The sequence below is a fragment of the Enterococcus sp. LJL120 genome (genome assembly GCF_054871765.1).
Genome location: NZ_JBTXLV010000006.1, coordinates 131376 through 149077 on the forward strand (window position 1 = coordinate 131376; position 17702 = coordinate 149077).

The 17702-nt window shown below is 38.7% G+C and carries 16 protein-coding genes; 14 read left to right on the forward strand and 2 right to left on the reverse strand.

The annotated features are described in order from the left end of the window. Position 1: 1 nt before the first annotated feature. The 11 genes from sclA to ACYSNU_RS11340 all read left to right on the forward strand — a co-directional run bounded on the left by sclA (position 2) and on the right by ACYSNU_RS11340 (position 10039). Positions 2 to 1144, forward strand: coding sequence for a selenocysteine lyase SclA (gene sclA, locus ACYSNU_RS11290; protein ID WP_461737305.1), 1143 nt, complete (start codon positions 2 to 4; stop codon positions 1142 to 1144). Continuing rightward, on the forward strand, positions 1141 to 2178 hold the full coding sequence (gene selD / locus ACYSNU_RS11295) for a selenide, water dikinase SelD (RefSeq protein ID WP_461737306.1): 1038 nt from the start codon (positions 1141 to 1143) through the stop codon (positions 2176 to 2178). Before sclA ends, selD begins: the two co-directional genes overlap by 4 nt. A gap of 21 nt (positions 2179 to 2199) precedes the next feature. Further along, positions 2200 to 2790 carry a sulfurtransferase-like selenium metabolism protein YedF gene (yedF, locus tag ACYSNU_RS11300; RefSeq protein WP_461737308.1) on the forward strand — a complete coding sequence of 197 codons (591 nt, stop codon included), beginning with the start codon at positions 2200 to 2202 and terminating at the stop codon, positions 2788 to 2790. A gap of 17 nt (positions 2791 to 2807) precedes the next feature. Further along, complete coding sequence (locus ACYSNU_RS11305; RefSeq protein WP_461737309.1) at positions 2808 to 3059, forward strand: DUF3343 domain-containing protein; 252 nt, start codon at positions 2808 to 2810, stop codon at positions 3057 to 3059. 17 nt (positions 3060 to 3076) lie between these two features. Continuing rightward, entirely contained in the window at positions 3077 to 3796 is a 720-nt protein-coding gene (yqeC, locus tag ACYSNU_RS11310; RefSeq protein ID WP_461737310.1) for a selenium cofactor biosynthesis protein YqeC, read from the forward strand. After that, positions 3769 to 4590: a selenium-dependent molybdenum cofactor biosynthesis protein YqeB gene (gene yqeB, locus ACYSNU_RS11315; protein WP_461737311.1), complete on the forward strand. Its 822-nt coding sequence runs from the start codon at positions 3769 to 3771 to the stop codon at positions 4588 to 4590. The genes yqeC and yqeB overlap by 28 nt, the downstream gene beginning before the upstream one ends. 34 nt (positions 4591 to 4624) lie before the next feature. Continuing rightward, positions 4625 to 5464: a sulfide/dihydroorotate dehydrogenase-like FAD/NAD-binding protein gene (locus tag ACYSNU_RS11320; RefSeq protein ID WP_461737312.1), complete on the forward strand. Its 840-nt coding sequence runs from the start codon at positions 4625 to 4627 to the stop codon at positions 5462 to 5464. Continuing rightward, entirely contained in the window at positions 5457 to 6878 is a 1422-nt protein-coding gene (gene gltA, locus ACYSNU_RS11325) for an NADPH-dependent glutamate synthase (protein WP_461737314.1), read from the forward strand. The genes ACYSNU_RS11320 and gltA overlap by 8 nt, the downstream gene beginning before the upstream one ends. A gap of 517 nt (positions 6879 to 7395) precedes the next feature. Further along, complete coding sequence (locus ACYSNU_RS11330) at positions 7396 to 8163, forward strand: SDR family NAD(P)-dependent oxidoreductase (RefSeq protein WP_461737315.1); 768 nt, start codon at positions 7396 to 7398, stop codon at positions 8161 to 8163. Positions 8164 to 8340: 177 nt separating this feature from the next. Beyond that, complete coding sequence (locus tag ACYSNU_RS11335) at positions 8341 to 9276, forward strand: ABC transporter ATP-binding protein (RefSeq protein ID WP_461737316.1); 936 nt, start codon at positions 8341 to 8343, stop codon at positions 9274 to 9276. Next, positions 9269 to 10039 (forward strand): ABC transporter permease, encoded by a 771-nt coding sequence (locus ACYSNU_RS11340; protein WP_265455506.1) that lies wholly within the window; start codon positions 9269 to 9271, stop codon positions 10037 to 10039. Before ACYSNU_RS11335 ends, ACYSNU_RS11340 begins: the two co-directional genes overlap by 8 nt. A 596-nt stretch (positions 10040 to 10635) precedes the next feature. Here the strand turns inward: ACYSNU_RS11340 and ACYSNU_RS11345 are convergent. Beyond that, on the reverse strand, positions 10636 to 11259 hold the full coding sequence (locus ACYSNU_RS11345; RefSeq protein ID WP_461737318.1) for a DUF6796 family protein: 624 nt from the start codon (positions 11257 to 11259) through the stop codon (positions 10636 to 10638). A gap of 352 nt (positions 11260 to 11611) precedes the next feature. After that, positions 11612 to 12961, reverse strand: a complete 1350-nt coding sequence (locus tag ACYSNU_RS11350; protein ID WP_461737319.1) for an FAD-dependent oxidoreductase — start codon at positions 12959 to 12961, stop codon at positions 11612 to 11614. Positions 12962 to 13311: 350 nt separating this feature from the next. On the opposite strand from ACYSNU_RS11350, the gene ACYSNU_RS11355 reads away from it, so the two are divergent. The 3 genes from ACYSNU_RS11355 (at position 13312) to ACYSNU_RS11365 (ending at position 17685) form a co-directional block, all read left to right on the forward strand. Next, complete coding sequence (locus tag ACYSNU_RS11355) at positions 13312 to 14397, forward strand: MFS transporter (RefSeq protein WP_461737320.1); 1086 nt, start codon at positions 13312 to 13314, stop codon at positions 14395 to 14397. 403 nt (positions 14398 to 14800) lie between these two features. Beyond that, complete coding sequence (locus ACYSNU_RS11360; RefSeq protein ID WP_461737488.1) at positions 14801 to 15574, forward strand: NAD(P)-dependent oxidoreductase; 774 nt, start codon at positions 14801 to 14803, stop codon at positions 15572 to 15574. A gap of 635 nt (positions 15575 to 16209) precedes the next feature. Continuing rightward, complete coding sequence (locus ACYSNU_RS11365; RefSeq protein ID WP_461737321.1) at positions 16210 to 17685, forward strand: adhesive domain-containing protein; 1476 nt, start codon at positions 16210 to 16212, stop codon at positions 17683 to 17685. Positions 17686 to 17702 lie beyond the last annotated feature (17 nt).

Here is a 17702-nt window from a genome sequence, read left to right on the forward strand (position 1 = left end):
GTTGGTTCAAAACGTCTATTTGAATTATGCAGCAACCTCCATTCAAAAGCCGCAGCCCGTCATAGATGAGGTCTGCCGGTATCTTCAGTTTAATAATCAATTTAACGATAAACGCAGTTACGGTAATCAAGAAGACGAGCTAGTTTTTGCTGGCCGCGAAGTTGTTAATGATTTTTTTCACGGTGAAGATTCTGCTCGAGTGATTTTCACAAGCAATGTCACGCTGTCTTTGAACATGGTGTTTAACGGCTTGCTTCAACCGGGAGATCATGTTATCACTTCAACTGTTGAACATAATGCTGTCTTAAGACCTCTCTACTTGTTAGAGAAAAAAGGTGTTGCTCTCCAGCAGGTTTCTTGCAGTCCTGATGGGCAGCTTTGTTCGCAAGATATAGAAAAAGCGTTTCAGCCCAATACTAAAGTGCTAGTGTTGACTCACGCTTCAAATGTCTTAGGTACGATTTTACCAATTAAAGAATGCTTTGCTAAAGCACAGGAAAAAGGAATTATTACAGTTTTAGATATTGCTCAGACGGCTGGATTTTTGCCAGTTGATATGCAGGAATTACATGCCGATGTCTTGGCCTTTACCGGTCATAAAAGTTTGTACGCTCTGTCAGGTATCGGCGGCTTTTTATTGAGCGAGACGGCTGCCAAAAAAATGCAGCCGTGGCTGACTGGTGGAACTGGCAGTCTTTCACACTCAAAAGAACAGCCGGACTTTCTGCCAGATCGATTCGAATCAGGCACCTTAAACAGTATTGGAATTTTAAGTCTGACAAAAAGCATTGAGTGGCTGCAGGAAATTGGTTTAGAGAATATTCAAAAAAAGGAGCAGGCTTTATACAACTACTTTTTAGCTGGTTTGCAGCAGCTGCCCCTAAGGATTTTAGGAACACAGAAAAAAATAACTTCAGTGCCAATCTTGTCAGTGGTGCCAGACAAAATGCCGGTGAATGAATTAGGTGACCGCCTTTTTCATGATTATCAAATCGTTACCCGCTGTGGGTTGCACTGTGCGCCAGACGCCCACCAAACTGCCGGCACCTTTGAAACCGGGGCTTTGCGGTTTAGTTTAGGCTATGAAAATACTGAAGCTGAAATTTCCTACACCCTGAAAGCACTGCAGGAGGTTTTAAGATGAATCCAACAAACGAAAATGAAATCAGTATTTTATCTAGCTGTACCTCAGGTGGTTGCGGTGCAAAGTTGGCAGCTAGTGATTTGCATGATATCTTGCAGCAATTGCCGCAACTAACAAATAAGAATTTGTTAGTCGGCTTTGATAGCACAGACGATGCAGCGGTCTATCAGCTGAATCAAGAGGGCATTATTTCAACATTGGACTTTTTCTCTCCAATGGTAGAGAATCCCTTACGCTTTGGTCGGATTGCCGCAGCCAATGCTTTAAGTGATGTTTACGCGATGGGCGGAGAAGTGTTATTTGCTTTAAATATGATTTGTTTTCCGCAAAAGCTACCTTTGACGATATTACAAGATATTTTATTAGGTGGTTCGCAAAAAGTGCAGGAGGCGGGTGCTGTGATTGCTGGCGGCCATTCAATTTATGATCATGAACCAAAGTATGGATTGGCGGTGACCGGTCGAGTTAATCCGCAAAAAGTTATTCATAATAATACACCACAAGCGGGTGATCTGCTGATTTTAACAAAGGCTTTAGGTGTTGGTTTGGTTCAGTCTGCGGTGCGGGGCGGTGTTGTTCAAAATGACGACGAAGAAATTTGTCTACAATCTATGGAACGACTCAATAAATACGCTGCTCAAAATCTCCACGACTTTCCAGTGCACGCATGCACCGATGTAACCGGCTTTGGTTTGTTAGGCCATGCCTTAGAAATGGCAGGCGAACACTTTACGTTGGTCATTGATATGGAAGCGTTACCGTTATTGCCTGGGGCTTTAACCTATGCTGGCGAATATTTAGCGACAGCCGGTGGTCAGCGAAATCGCCAGTTTGTCAAAAATGTTTCGTTAAAAGGCATTGATGCCGCTATGCAGGAAATTCTATTTGACCCGCAAACTTCTGGGGGCTTGTTGATTAGTGTCGAAGCGAAACAAGCTGCTGAATTATTAACTAGTATTAAAAAAACTGACCCAGTTGCGACCATTATCGGTGAAGTTGTCCCCCGAAGCCAGACCGCAATCTTATTGGTATAAATTTTGTGAGGAGGAAACAGTATGGAAAAAATTACGGTTAATATGTTAGGCAAGCCATGTCCGATTCCAGTGATTGAAGCCAAAAAAGCGCTACAAGAGTTAGGTGATAAAGCTGGACTTGTCGAAATTTTAGTGGACAATCAAGTAGCTATTGAAAACATCAAAAAAATGGCTAAAGGGAAACACATACCAGTTGAAATAAAAGAAATAACCGCTGAAGAATTTATTGTTCTGCTAAAAAAACCGAACTCACAGGAGGAAAAAAATCAAGAGTCCTCAGAATTTGTAGTCATTTTTGGGAAACAGATTTTAGGAGAAGGCAATCCTGAATTAGGAAAAATGATGATGCAAAGCTATATCTATTCCTTAACGGAGCTCCCTCAAGCTCCGACGCAGCTAATTTTCTTTCATGGAGGAGTCTTTTTAACCAATCAGGACTCGCCAGTTTTAGAGGATTTAAAAAAGTTGGCAGACCGAGGAACAGAGATTAGTACTTGCGGCGCTTGTTTAGATTTTTTTGATATCAAGGAGCAATTGGCAATTGGTGAGATTACCAACATGTATACAATCAGTTTGACTTTAGCTACAGCGGGGAAAGTGATTTCATTTTAAGAAAAGTGGTGAAGAGAATGGATTACTTATTAACTTTTCAAAATGTGCATGGTGTGATGAAGGGGCAGAAGGCTTTACAGGACTTGCCGATTGAGGCAACCATCATACCGCTACCAGTTAGTCTTGGCGACTTATGCAATATGTGCCTGAGAGTAAAACAAGTGGATATTTTAGAGGTCGTCAAGATGCTAAAAGAAAAAAATGTGCCCCTGCTGGAAGTTTTCAAAATTGGCGGGACTGATCAAGAGAGGATTTATCAAAAATGGTAAAGTTGAGCAATTGTTTTTTGACAGCAGGGAAACAATTCTTCTCAGTCATCGGTAGCGGCGGTAAATCAAGCCTGATTCGTTATCTCGCTGAAGAGTTGCGGCATCAACGGATTTTAGTTTCGACAACTACAAAAATTGCCTACCCGCAGCCGGCAGAGTATGACTATTTGTTTACAGATGCCTTTAGTATAAATCAGCCAGCGCTACCGGGAATTACCATTATTGGCGATGTGTTATTGATGGAAAATCAGCAGAAAAAATTACAAGCTTTGAAAACTGTTAACTTTTCTGCCTTAGCAAAAAAATATGACAAAATTTTTTTGGAAGCAGATGGCTCTAAACAACTGCCACTAAAAGGCTGGGCTGTTTTTGAACCCGTGATAGTAGCTGACACAACAGCTACTATTGGTGTGTTACCAATCAAAGTGCTGGGTAAAAAAATTTCTGCTGAAATCGTTCATCGGCTGCCAATATTTCTTTCGTTAACGGAAACCAAAGAAGGCGAAATTATTACGCCACAGATATTGTCAAAGTTAGTAGAAACTGGACTTTTTCAAAAAGCGCAAGGACAGAAAATTTTGTATCTTAATCAAGTAGAAACGTCAACAGAATTAAAAGGTGCTGAAGAAATTAACCAATTGCTGAGGAAAACGGCTACTGTTGATAAAATTGTTGCTGGCAGTGTCAAGGAGCAGACAGGAGTGATTCTATGGCAAAAATCAACGATGCAATTGTAGTTGTTCGAGGTGGTGGGGACATTGCCACAGGAGTCATCCAAAAATTTAAACGAGCGGGTTTTAAAGTCGTTATTTTGGAAGTTGCTTTTCCATTATCAATTAGAAGATCCGTCGCTTTAAGCTCAGCAGTTTTTAAACAAAAATTTAAAGTGGAGGATGTTACTGCCGAGCTTATCGATAGTCCAATAGACTGTCAAAAAGTGTGGCAATCAAATTGCATTCCGTTGTTAATTGACCCTGAAGGAGAAACACTAGAAGTCTTGCAACCGTTGGTGGTAGTTGATGCGATTTTAGCCAAGAGAAATTTAGGGACGACTCGTAAAATGGCCCCCATCACAATTGCGTTAGGCCCCGGCTTCACTGCTGAAAAAGATGTGGACGTAGTAATTGAAACCATGCGTGGGCATTCCTTAGGGCGCCTGTATTTCACCGGGGCAGCTCTTCCCAACACTGGAATTCCAGGCGAATTGGGTGGGAAAAGTCGTGAGCGGGTAATTCATGCGCCGGTTGCTGGAACTGTAAAATTGATTTCGCAAATAGGAGATGTGGTCAAAAAAAATGAGCCATTATTTTTTATTAATCAGCAAAAAGTTTTGTCGCCACTTGATGGTACAGTGAGAGGTTTGATAGCAGATGGCGCAATTGTTTCCAAAGGATTAAAATGCGGCGATGTCGATCCGCGACCAGCCAGGGAGGTTGACTGGCTAACCATTTCAGATAAAGCCCGCAATATTGGTGGAGCTGCTTTAGAGGCGTGTCTTTATTTGGGGCAACAAAGAGGATTGATTGAATAAAGAAAGTAAGATAGAAGAATTGGAGATTAAGAGCATGTTCAAAATCAAAAAGAGTAGTCAACTCTCAGAAAATGAGTTTGACTTTTGGATTGAGGCCCCGCTGATTGCAAAAAAAGCTGAACCGGGCCAATTTATAATTTTAAGAATCGATCAACTTGGCGAACGTATCCCGCTAACAATCTGTGATAGTAATCCTGAGGCTGGTCAAATTCGCATAATTTTTCAAGTGATTGGCAAGTCTACAGCAGACCTAGCTAAATTACAAACTGATGATAGCATTTTAGATGTCTCTGGACCATTGGGGCAGCCGACCGAAATCAAAAATTATGGGACCGTGATGATTGTTGGCGGGGGCGTTGGAATAGCCGCCATTTATCCGATTGTAAAAGGCTTGAAAAAAGCCGGTAATCGGGTAATTACTATTTTAGGTGCGAAAACGAAGGAATTAGTGATTTTACAGAAAGATTGTGAAGCCTATTCTGACGAAGTCATTGTGACCACTGATGACGGGTCGCTCGGACAAAAAGGTTTAGTGACTGAGGCGATGGAACAGGTGATTCAGCGGGAAAAAATTGATTGTAGCTGGGCAATTGGACCAAGCATCATGATGAAATTTTGTACTTTAACTGCTGAAAAATATGACTTGCCAATCTATGTTTCGTTAAACCCGATTATGATTGATGGTACTGGGATGTGTGGTGGCTGTCGCGTGACAGTGGACGGAAGCATCAAGTTTGCCTGCGTAGATGGACCGGAATTTAAAGGCAGTGAAGTGAACTGGATTGAATTTATCAGCCGTATGAAGCAGTATAAAACAGAAGAAATGGCTTGTTTAAGTCCATCTCCAGGAAAGCAGGTGACTCCCCATGGCTAAAAAGAGCCGAACTAAGACACCGATTGCCGAACAAGACCCACAAGTTCGCAGTCATAACTTTGATGAAGTTTGTCTGGGATATACAATTGAAGAAGGGCAAGAAGAAGCTGTCCGCTGTTTGCAGTGTCGTAACGCCCCTTGTATTGCAAAGTGTCCTGTGATGATTGATATCCCTGGTTTTATTTTAGCCATTAAAGATGGAGATATGGCTAAAGCTGCTGAAATTCTAAGCAAGTACACTAACTTACCAGCGATTTGTGGCCGGGTTTGTCCGCAAGAAAAGCAATGCGAGCAAGTTTGCCGGCTTGGTTTGGCAAAAAATTATGAACCAGTAGCCATCGGTAAACTAGAGCGATTAGTGGCGGATTGGTCATTGGAAAATCAAGATTTTTCTGCTGAGCCTACAGCATCTGTTGAAAAACTTGGTAAGGTTGCTGTGATTGGCTCCGGCCCTTCTGGATTAACAGTTGCAGGCGATTTAGCGAAACTAAATTACGATGTGACAATTTTTGAAGCCCTGCATGAGCCCGGTGGTGTTCTAACTTATGGCATTCCAGAATTTCGCTTGCCAAAAAGAATTGTAAAAAAAGAAATTGAATCGATTGCCGCTTTAGGTGTCAAAATTGAAACCAATATCATTGTTGGTAAGACTCTTAAAATGACTGAAATCATGGCGGACTTTGATGCCTGTTATATTTCAGTGGGCGCTGGAACGCCCAATTTTATGGGAATTGCCGGGACTTCTTTGAATGGCGTGTATTCATCAAGTGAGTATCTGACGCGAATTAATTTGATGCACAGCTATGAGTTTCCTCGATATGCAACGCCGATTAAACATTCTAAAAAAGTTGTGGTGATTGGCGGTGGCAATGTGGCGATGGATGCTGCTCGTTCTGCTAAGCGATTAGGTGCTGAGGAAGTGACAGTGGTGTATCGCCGCTCATTGGAAGAATTACCTGCAAGAATTGAAGAATATCATCATTCTGTTGAAGAGGGCATTGAATATCAGTGGCTGACTAATCCAGTTGAATATCTAGGCGATGAAGAAGATAATTTAATGGGAGTCAAGTGTATCAAGATGGCTTTAGGTGAGCCTGATGAATCAGGTCGCCGCCGCCCAGAAGCAATTGCCGGCAGCGAATTTATAATTAAGGCCGACACAGTGATTGAAGCGATTGGCCAAGGCTCTAATCGAGTTCTTTTAGATACCTTCCCGGAATTAGCCTTGAACAAATGGGGTTACATTGCTGCTAATCCTGAAACTGGTCAAACCTCTATTCCCGGAGTTTTTGCGGGAGGTGATATTGTCACGGGAGCAGCGACCGTCATTTTGGCTATGGGCGCTGGTAAAGTCGCTGCTGTTGAAATTGATAAGTATATTCAAAGTAAAGCAGCTGTTTTGGAAAATCTTTAAAAAGTAATATATCGCTTAGAAATGTTTTTCTCCTAAGCCGCTGCAAGTAACTGATTTCATAGACTTATATAATATTTTTCATTTTGTTTTGACTGATAGTCAAAGCTACAATTCTCTGTCCTTTTCTACATTGCAAAAATAAATATCCTCATATAAAGTAAAAACGAATAACCCATCAAACTAGGATTGATGGGTTATTTGTTTTGGGGATATATCTAGAAATAAAAACTCTTTGATTATTAATCAGGAAATATTTGATTTTCAAGTACATTAAATTAAAAAAAAGAAAAGGTTGCTTGTAAACATAAAACTTTTCTCTTGACTTAAAGTGGACTTGAACAGGTATTCTTAAAATAATTCACAGGAGGAAGAGGTATTCCCTAAAATAAATAAATTATGAAGATGAAATTTATAATTCATTATTAAGGATTGAAATACAGTTCAACCAAACATTAGGCGCAGATGAATGATGAGTACATGAAAACTAAGAAGTAATTTTTGAAAGGATGACAACAAATTGACAAAAAAATATACAGTAATTACAGGGGCTAGTTCTGGAATTGGACGGTCTGCCGCAATCAAATTTGCTGAATTGGGAAAGAACTTAATCTTAGTTGCTAGAAATGAAGCACTATTGAGTGAGCTAAAAAAAGATTTGGAAGAAAATTTTGACGTTTCAGTTATTGTAAAAAAAGTTGATTTGGTTCAAAAACAAGCGGTGAAAGATTTTTATGCCAGCTTAGCGGACTATCAAATTGAAACCTTTGTGAACAATGCTGGCTTTGGCAAGAAAACCACCGTTGATCAAATGGATTTAGAAGATATCAGTGAAATGATTGATTTAAATATTAAGGCTTTAGTCTATCTATCTACAAAATTTGTGGCGCAATACAAGGATGTAGCCGGAACAACTTTAGTGAATGTTGGTTCTTTGGCGGGCTATTCGATTTTTAATGAGTCGGTGGTCTATTCAGCAAGCAAATTCTTTGTCAGTGCTTTTACTGAAGGCTTGGCTAAAGAATTGGAAGTGAATAATCATCCTTTAAAAGTGAAAATTCTAGCGCCAGGGCCTGTTGAAACTAATTTTGAAGCAGTCGCTAAAAACGTTCCAAAAGTTAACTACCAAGAAGCTTTTCCCAAATATCATACAGCAGACCAAATGGCTGATTACCTAATTGAACTAATAAATAGCGATAAAGTCTTGGGTAAAGTCAATCGTGATGAAATGACATTTAGTCTAGTGGATGGGATATTTGAAAAAATCGGCTTCGACACTTCAAAATAGTATGTTTGAGTAGCCTAATAATTTTACTTGTTGTGGACTAATGGAATCATTGAATAATAGACTAAAGAACTGAACTCATTTGGTTATAAAGTCAAAGAATAATCTGTTAGAATGATACGAACACTGCTTTAGTGGTTTATCAAGTAACAAATGATTTAATAATGAGGAGAAATACGAATGACTTACGCACTTGAAATAGAGAATTTAGAAAAAGAGTATGATACAGGCGTAAAAGCCTTAAGAGGAATTAACCTTCGAGTTGAAAAAGGCGACTTCTATGCTCTTCTGGGACCAAATGGGGCCGGCAAATCAACGACAATTGGCATTATCACTTCACTTGTAAATAAAACATCGGGGAAAGTCAACGTTTATGGATATGATATTGATACCGATTTAGAAAGGGCAAAACAGCAGATTGGCCTAGTGCCACAAGAATTTAATTTTAATCCTTTTGAGACTGTGCAACAAATTGTTGTGAATCAAGCTGGTTATTATGGTGTCCCACGAAAGGAAGCACTAAAACGTAGTGAAAAGTATTTAAAACAATCCAATTTATGGGAAAAACGCAATGAACGTGCTCGCATGCTCTCTGGGGGGATGAAACGCCGGCTAATGATTGCTCGAGCATTGATGCATGAGCCGCACCTATTGATTTTAGATGAACCGACTGCAGGAGTGGATATTGAACTTCGACGGGAAATGTGGGTGTTTTTAAAAGAGCTAAACGAAAATGGCACCACGATTATTTTAACAACCCATTATTTAGAAGAGGCAGAAATGCTCTGTCGAAATATTGGTATTATTCAATCGGGGAAGCTTATTGAAAATACTAGTATGAAAAATCTTTTATCAAAATTACAGTTTGAAACATTTATTTTTGACTTAGCCCCTTCTGAAAAAACGCCTGAAATAGTTGGGTACAACTATCTTTTAGAAGATGAGCTGACCTTAGCGGTTGAAGTGGAACGAAATCAAGGAGTAAATGATATTTTCAGCCAACTCAGCAATCAAGGGTTGAAGGTCTTATCCATGCGAAATAAATCGAATCGTCTAGAAGAACTATTTCTAAAAATTACAGAAGAGAAAAATCTGCAGGAGGAAAATGATGCTTAGTCTTTATTTTACAGCTTTAAAAAGTCTCGCAGTCAAGGAGACGAACCGCTATATGCGCATTTGGGTGCAAACTTTAGTCCCACCAGTGATTACCACCTCATTATATTTTATCATTTTCGGGAAAATGATAGGTGGCAGAATTGGCGATATGGGCGGTTTTTCCTACATGGAATTTATTGTACCGGGTTTGATTATGATGTCAGCTATTACTAGTTCTTATGCAAATGTTTCTTCTTCATTTTTCTCACAAAAATTACAAAAGAATATCGAAGAATTATTGGTGGCACCAGTGCCACCACATGTTATCATATGGGGCTTTGTTCTTGGCGGCGTTGGGAGAAGTTTGCTAGTCGGCACATTTGTTACGATAGTTTCCCTATTGTTTGTGCCCCTCAATGTTCATTCATGGGTTATTGTTGTCTTGACATTATTAATGACAGCAATTCTATTTTCATTGGCGGGATTACTCAATGGTATTTTCGCACAATCCTTTGATGATGTATCCATTGTCCCAACCTTTATCTTGCAGCCTTTGACTTACTTAGGTGGCGTGTTCTATGCTATCTCAATGCTGCCACCAATTTGGCAAACTATTTCAAAAATCAATCCAATTGTTTATATGATCTCTGGTTTTAGGTACGGCTTTTTGGGTACAGAAGACGTGCCGATAACAATTTCGATTTTGATATTAGTTTTATTCGTTCTGGTTCTTTACACTGCATGCTATTATTTGATTCGTACTGGCAAAGGGTTGAGAAGTTAATCATCTATAGCCTTTTTCACGCAATGGTTACAAGCAGTAATTTGTAACAAGCCCACCAGAGTCAAGTTTGGTGGGTATTTATTTGGAAGTAAAAACTTAAATAGATAGATTGAATATTAAACGTTTGGGAATAATAACTTATTATTTCAGATATAAGGTGAATTAATTTTTTTAGATTACTTCCAGGATATGTTTTATTTCGTAAGATGGGGTTATGATTGATTGAGTGCATGAATAAAAAATTTAAAGATTATTGGATACAAAAACTCCAGGTTACTGTAATTGTTTTAGTTTGCGAGTTACTTAAGCTTATTGATTTTAAGAATTAAAAAAAATTTCTAAAAGGAGAGCCTAAACAAAGAGGAGTCAATCAGACAAATGTCTTACGGGCTTTTCTTTGTGAATTTAGAGTAGTCTAGTTATGGACTGGCTGAAAAAAATAAAGTTGGATTTCAGATTCATTGTGAACTGTTTTTTTCTTTTATTTCAAAATTGCAGTTTAATTGCTGATACAACAAAATCAAATCATTCTAAGTCGTGAGTGGATTAACTCAGGGTTTTATGTATTAAGTCTAAGGGCATTAAAAATTTTGAAGCTAACCATAGATTAGCAATGTCGCATAGTAAATAGTGGATATAAGGTTTCCCCATCCGCCATAGAGGATAACTAAAAATGGTTGTGGAAGATATTTCCACAGGGGTTTTAATAGATATAAAATTCCAGGTGAAATGAGACTAAAAAATCTGGGGTAAATAGTTTTATCAAACATAAACAAGAGGAATAGACCAAAATAGCTGATTCCTATAAAAATAGCTGAAATGGAGCCCATCAGAGTGATTGTTGAGGCTATTTTTTTCATTTGGAAAGAAGCGTCTTGTTTTTTAATTAGCCCAAGATAAATAAATTGCGAATGATAAGCACCACCAATTATAATCCCAAGGCAATAAGTGGCATAAATCATAAACACGAGACTACTGCTTACTGATTCAACAATAAAGAACAGATGATAAAAACCAAAGCAATAGATAAACGCAGCTATAGGACCTAGGATGCTTCCTAGCTTTAAGCGCCACTCAGGAATTTTTGTCATGATATCTATCACAGGATTTAAACTTCCATCAGATTCATAGGGAGTAGTAACAAAATAAAACAACATATCGCCGGAAAACATGATTAGAGAAGCAAGTATTCCTAATCCTAATGAAACTTCTAAGTTCATTTATTTTAGCCCCTTTTGTCTAGTATAACAAAATTATCAGAGGAAATTGGTTCACTTTAAAGTTCACTAACGACGGATTTCGTCTACTCAAAATAAGTAACTAGTTCTTACCATACTATTGAGTGAGAGCTAGTATTTTAGACTTATATTGTTGACACCTACAGTCTGTTAAATCAGGGTTTACTTAACTGAAAAATTTTAATTCGCTAAGAATAAAGGTTGGAGTTTATACTCCGACATTTTCAAAAAAGCCAGTAACCTAGACGAAAATCGTCACGTTACTGGCTTTTTTTGAAGCATACTTTGAAATTTGTTTTTTTTATTCACTAGTGTCGTCAGGTAAAGCAATATTTTAAGGAATGCGATTTTCTGTAAACATGTTATCAGGGTCATATTTAGCCTTAACCATACGTAATCTATTTGCGGTTTTCTCAGACCAAACCCGTTTAGTTTCAGCAGCACTCATATCTCTGGAATAGGCACCATACACGCCTTCTGCAATTTTTTCAAATGGCGCAAACAACGGCAGAGCTTCATCAGCGAATTCGTGATTAAACCAAAAGGCAATTAACAGCTCTGCGTTACGATTAGACCAAGCGTTGAAATCACTGCTGACATCATTGACTGCACCACCTAAAGCTCTAAGCTCCACACCATAGACAAAAGGATGGTTAAGTAATTGAGTGATTAACTCAATGGTTTCTGATGAAAGCTCCTTGATTAAAATATTTTTGCCATAAGCAGTATTTTTACCTGCCAGCGGAGTATGTTCAGGTTTAACAAAATCAGCATACTCCATCACCTGTAAAGATTCTTCGACCACACTTGCTAAGTCCTGCGTTTTTTTGAAAACCGCTTGGGCAGAAGGCGAATCAGCCCTATACCAGAAATTTTTAACTTGACCGCTGACAGTGTTATCAGCTCCTTGGTTGAACAAGATAATACTAGTCAATTTTCTAGATGAATCAGCGACCCATTGTTGCCAAGCCGGAATGAAATCTTTTAGGTCTTGAATAGAATAGTTGATTTTTTGCACAATTATCGGGACATCAAAATCAGATTGTCGACTGTCAACTACATCTGCTTGGAATAAAAAATCGACTACAACACCAAATTGACCGCCACCACCGCGGATTGCCCAAAATAAATCTGGATGATTTTCTTGATCTAGCCAGCGTTTTTTTCCATCAGCGGTAATAATCGTTGCACCGATAACTTTGTCTATGGTTAATCCAAAGGAACGCAGGACAATCCCCATACCGCCTGAGACTGCTAAGCCGCCAACGCCTGTATCACCATGGTCGCCACTGGAGATGACCAGGTGATGCGGATTGAGTGTCTGAGCAACCTCACCCCAGATGGCACCAGCCTCTATTTTTACCAAACCTTTTGTTTCATCCATAATATGTACGTGATTGAGACTAGAGAGATCTAAAACAATTCCATCATCATTGACGGACGTGGTGGTTAAACCGTGACCACCGCTTCTAACAGAAAAAGGAATGTTTTGAGAAACATTACGATTAATTTTAGCGACAAATTGAACTGCAGCCATCACATCAGCTTCTGTTGCAGCTAACAAAACCAGCTGAGGGTAACCAATTCGATAATCATTGCTCCTTACTTCGTCATAGCGAGAATCATCAGAGAAAATAGCAATCTTTTGCAACTCGACAGGTAAATCTGAAAATTTCACTTCCATTTTGCATCCTCCATCTTGGAAAATTTTCTGTCTCAAAGTATTATGGCATGGCCGCAAAGGAATGTAAAAATCGAAGACTAAAAAATGTATTCGTTTTCAAAAAATTAATAATTGATGTCCTTTTTTTCAGAATGGACCATAAAGCTGGTGGTCTTTATAACAAGTATAATTAAGTTTCGAAACTCTGATAACTTGAAGTTTTCAGAGAGTAGACCAAAAAAGTTTTATGAATGGCGAAAATTGGTTTAGACAGGGAGATACCAATTTTATAAAATATTCTGACAACTAGATGAATTTTACCGAAGGGAGTTTCTAAAAGATGGCTAAACTCTTATCAGTCGGGGGTTTTGATGATTGCTTTGACCTATGCCTTAGCGCGAATGAGTGCTGGTTTGTTTATGCCGAGTATTGCTCAGTCTTTAGCTCTGACTGATTTGGAAATTGGTTTAATCGGATCATCGGGTTATCTTTCCTATACTTTTTCGTTGCTCGCTGCAGTTCCACTTATTGACTTTCTTGCGAGTAAGAAAGCCACTTTACTTGCCGGTTTTTTTGCGACAAGCGGATTGTTAGCAATTGGCCTGTCAAGTTCATTCAAGACGTTACTTGTAGCCGTGTTTGTTGCTGGACTTGGTGGCGGCATTGCCTCTGCTGCATGGACACAGATTGTGAAAGAAACGGTCCTTCAAAAAAATTGGAATCAGATGAACACTTGGATTAATAGTGGGGCCAGCTTAGGCTTTGTTTTAATCACCCCGCTAGTTCTGTTTTTTAGAAATCAGTGGCGCCTCAGCTACTTTATGATGGCTTTTTTTGGTAGCCTAATTTTAATCAGTAATTTCTTAGTTATCCCAAACGTTAGCAAACTAAAAAAAATCCGGCTAAATTTTACTAGATTTATCAAACAAGATGCCTTAGTATTATTAAGCGCTTCATTTCTATTTGGATTTGTTTCAGCAATCTATTGGACCTTTTCAAGAGTTTATGTTGCTGAAACAAACTTGCTCGGGGAAACTGAGAGTTTAATTTTTTGGTTGGTGATGGCTATCAGCGGCTTTTTGGGTGGATTTTCGGGGAAAATAGCCAACGAATTTGGCCTTGCGAAGTCTTTTCACCTGAGTTTTCTCCTTATGAGCCTTGCAATTTCTATGCTTAGCTTAGCAAATTCTTTGTTGTTGTTTACTTCGGCAGTTCTTTTTGGCGGTATTTATGTCCTTTTGACTGGATTTTTTATTGTTTGGGGAACGAAAATTTTTTCAAAAAATCCGGATGTCGGCGTGAGTTTTTCTTTTTTTGCTTTGGGGATTGGGCAAGCAGTCGGTGTTTTTTGCAGCGGGCTATTTATCGAGGCGTTTTCGTATGAGTGGGCCTTTTATTTCTACGCAATCATTGGCTGTTTTTCACTATTGATTAAAGTTTCTAAAGAAGTTAGATAGTTTCTAATTATAGCCGTCTGCTGAATCAGTGAAAGCATCCTTCTACCAAGTAGGGAAAAATACAAAGATTCTAGGTAAGAGCGATATAGAAAATTCTAAGCTCATATTGTTTAAAATAAGGTCAAGATGTGTGTCGGTTTATATTGATTGTGGCTAAAAGGGCTGAGTTTGTATCCAAGTCTTATTAAAATTATGGCGAGTCTGGCCATATGGATTGCTAGTTAAAGTAGATCTGTTGTCATTGCTTGATAAATGACTTAGGAGGAAAAAGATGAACAAGAAATTTCAGAAACTTGTTGCGATTGAACCCACGCGACTTTTACCCGAAGATGAGAGTCGATTAAAAGAACTAGCTGTTGAAAGTATTTTTTATAATAACTAACCTGAAAATGATAATGAAATTATTTCGCGAATTGGCAAGGCAGATGGTGTTTTCGTCAGTTTTTCAACGGAAATTTCAGGCAATGTTATTGAACATTGTCCCAATATCCAATATATCGGCATGTGTTGCAGTCTCTATGCGCCAGCAAGTGCCAATGTTGACATTTTGACTGCTGAAAAACATGGCATTATCGTCAAAGGGGTTAGAGATTATGGCGATGAAGGTGTCAGAGAGTACGTGGTGAGTGAATTGATTAAATTTTTACAAGGACGTGACCGCCCTCAGTGGAAAAACGAAGTTTTAGAATTGACCGGTTTAAAAATTGGAATTGTCGGTATGGGGACACTGGGCAGTCTAATTACTAATACGCTGCATTTTTTTCAAGCAAAACTCTTCTATTACAGTCGTAGCCGCAAACCAGAGATTGAAAAAGAGCTAAGTTGCACTTATTTACCATTGGCTGAGCTGTTACAAGAGGTTGATGTGTTAATCACTTGTCTCAACAAAAATGTCTGTCTAATTGGCAAAAAAGAATTCGAGTTGTTTGGCTCTGGCAAATTATTTATGAATGTTTCTGGTTCACCTGCCCATGAGATGTCTGCTTTAAAGGATTGGTTGAAAAATCCTAATAATTACGGGCTGAGCGATACGATAGAGGGTTTAGGTAAAGAAGTTAGTGACTTTCCCAATGTTTTTACTGGAAAAAAACATGCCGGTATGACTTTCCAAGCGAAAGCAAGGTTAGGGCAAAAGGTTGTATTGAATGCAGAGGAGTTTTTAGCCCAAGGAAAATGATGAAAAGCTTTGATTTATTATTGGATTGATGATCCAGTAGACAATAATGGAACTCAAAAAAATGTGGCAGTCTTTAAAATAATCTGCCTTCAGCAAAATTATTCTTACTCACAATTTGATTTTCAAGTTGTTTAGTTTTTAGTCCTTTACCTGTACTCAGGCAAAAGGATTTACAAAATCAGCTACCTTTTTAGTCCACTATTAATAGCCTAGAATAATTTTTTCATTTTAGCTCGCCAAATAGGTGGGCTTTTTTTGCTAACTAAATCTTGAATTAAGACTAATAGATGAGAGGGAATCTAGATTTTTCATCGGTAAACTTCACCATCCATTGAAGTCTATGACAAGCAATGAATAAAATTGCTCTCATTCTAGTAAAAAATTATCTCGTCATCGACGAACTTATTATGCGAACAACTTAGCTCATTTTTGTTTAAAAAATCAAAAAAAATGAAGAATTATTTTACTATCGTAAAAAAATAGTGTATAAAGTGGAGGTTTCGGCTCCTCTCAGTCCTTTGAAATAATATCTTAAAAAGAAAATTAATAAAAGAAAGGCATTAATTTTGTTCATAAAAGCAAAATGTTTTAAATTTGATGTGTAAAAAAACAACAGTTATGCAAAGGTGGCGCTCATGGAAACTCAACAGCGATTTGAAAAAATTTTTTCCTCCAAAAGAAAAAGGCTTTATGCAATCAGCTTGATGATTTTCAGCATTTTGGGGGCCATCTTTGCTCAACTGTTTTTCGTGGGGCGGGCAGAAGCCGCGATTGCGGATATTGAAATTCTTGCAAACGTTAACACTGATAATAGCAGTCAGACAACTAGTGACAACCGATGGCCGACAACCTCAACAAGGGAGGTGACCTTTCAAATTCGTGGTGGCGGCCTTGGAAATATTTCAACACTTTTGACTGGACCTAAGACGGCTGTTTTGGTAATCCCCGCTAATTTAGCAGGGGAAGTAAGTCCATTGGGGAATGCTGTGATTGAAACAAATTTAACAGTGGACTTACGGAATATTAGTTTACTGACGAATCTTTTTTCGGCAATTGATAACTTATTAAAAGTTTTAGTAGATATTGTCAATGGTGTTTTTGGCACCTTAGTCGGGGTCAATTTAAATCTCGATGAGGTTTATCAACAGCTGGGGCTTTTGGATAGTCTGGAAAGTTTACCAAATCAAAGCTTCACTGAGCCATTGACCCTCAGCCAAAATAATCAAGTAATGAGTGTCAATTTGGACAATGGTATTGGCAAAATTTTAGCGGACAATTTAAAGGGGATATTACAAAATCTTTCCAGTGCTGTCGGTGCTTTATCTGCTGAAGGCAGCGGCTTGGTGTCAAACACTGTTGCTCTTTTAATCAATACAGCATTGGCACCAGTCAAATTAGCATTGACGGGAGCCATTGCCGCAGTACTGCCATTATTAGAACTTGGCGGTTCGTTAGTTGGGGTATTGGCCGATGCTTCTTTGCTGGGAGATACGACGGTGACAATGAGTACAGAAATTGCGGCCCTGCCAAATGCTGCGGTAGATTTGGATGCTGAATTTTTCGGAACGGTTGTGAAATCGCAAGTGTTGGATATCGACATTTTGAAAAACAGCTCAGGAATTTCATCTATTTATTATTTAGGAGAAAGGTTTGAACTTGCACAAGAATTGTTGCCGACACGATTTGATTTTGGTTCCCACCCTATTCAAACAATCGCCGACGAGACTTTTCATATTACTGAAGGCTTGGGAGCCTTTCAGGTGGAGGATACGCGAACTATCACAAAAGACTGGAGTATGAAAGTCAGTCAGATAAATAATTGGAGTGATACGTCGGAAAATCAGCTCAGAAATACTAGGATGACACTGTACGGTGGTCCGGTCATAACGGATTTTTCTGACGGCAACATTATTCATCATTTTGAAAATGGGCTGACAATCCAACCTAACGAGCAACAGACTCTTTTTTCTGTTAAAGAAATTAATTCTATAGGAACAGTCACAATTCCTTTGGTCCGAGCCGAACTTTTTATTCCTAAAAACACTCCAAGAAATGCCACTAGTTATGAAACAACACTTGTCTGGACATTATCAGAAACACCAACCTCATAAAACAAGTGATTACGATA

Excerpts from the sequence above, each read along its gene's own strand:
- ACYSNU_RS11345 (WP_461737318.1), bottom strand. The coding sequence starts at position 11,259 with ATGAACTTAGAAGTTTCATTAGGATTAGGAATACTTGCTTCTCTAATC.
- ACYSNU_RS11340 (WP_265455506.1), top strand. The coding sequence starts at position 9,269 with ATGCTTAGTCTTTATTTTACAGCTTTAAAAAGTCTCGCAGTCAAGGAG.
- ACYSNU_RS11355 (WP_461737320.1), top strand. The coding sequence starts at position 13,312 with ATGATTGCTTTGACCTATGCCTTAGCGCGAATGAGTGCTGGTTTGTTT.
- ACYSNU_RS11320 (WP_461737312.1), top strand. The coding sequence starts at position 4,625 with ATGTTCAAAATCAAAAAGAGTAGTCAACTCTCAGAAAATGAGTTTGAC.
- ACYSNU_RS11335 (WP_461737316.1), top strand. The coding sequence starts at position 8,341 with ATGACTTACGCACTTGAAATAGAGAATTTAGAAAAAGAGTATGATACA.
- selD (WP_461737306.1), top strand. The coding sequence starts at position 1,141 with ATGAATCCAACAAACGAAAATGAAATCAGTATTTTATCTAGCTGTACC.
- ACYSNU_RS11305 (WP_461737309.1), top strand. The coding sequence starts at position 2,808 with ATGGATTACTTATTAACTTTTCAAAATGTGCATGGTGTGATGAAGGGG.
- ACYSNU_RS11350 (WP_461737319.1), bottom strand. The coding sequence starts at position 12,961 with ATGGAAGTGAAATTTTCAGATTTACCTGTCGAGTTGCAAAAGATTGCT.
- gltA (WP_461737314.1), top strand. The coding sequence starts at position 5,457 with ATGGCTAAAAAGAGCCGAACTAAGACACCGATTGCCGAACAAGACCCA.
- yedF (WP_461737308.1), top strand. The coding sequence starts at position 2,200 with ATGGAAAAAATTACGGTTAATATGTTAGGCAAGCCATGTCCGATTCCA.
- yqeB (WP_461737311.1), top strand. The coding sequence starts at position 3,769 with ATGGCAAAAATCAACGATGCAATTGTAGTTGTTCGAGGTGGTGGGGAC.
- ACYSNU_RS11365 (WP_461737321.1), top strand. The coding sequence starts at position 16,210 with ATGGAAACTCAACAGCGATTTGAAAAAATTTTTTCCTCCAAAAGAAAA.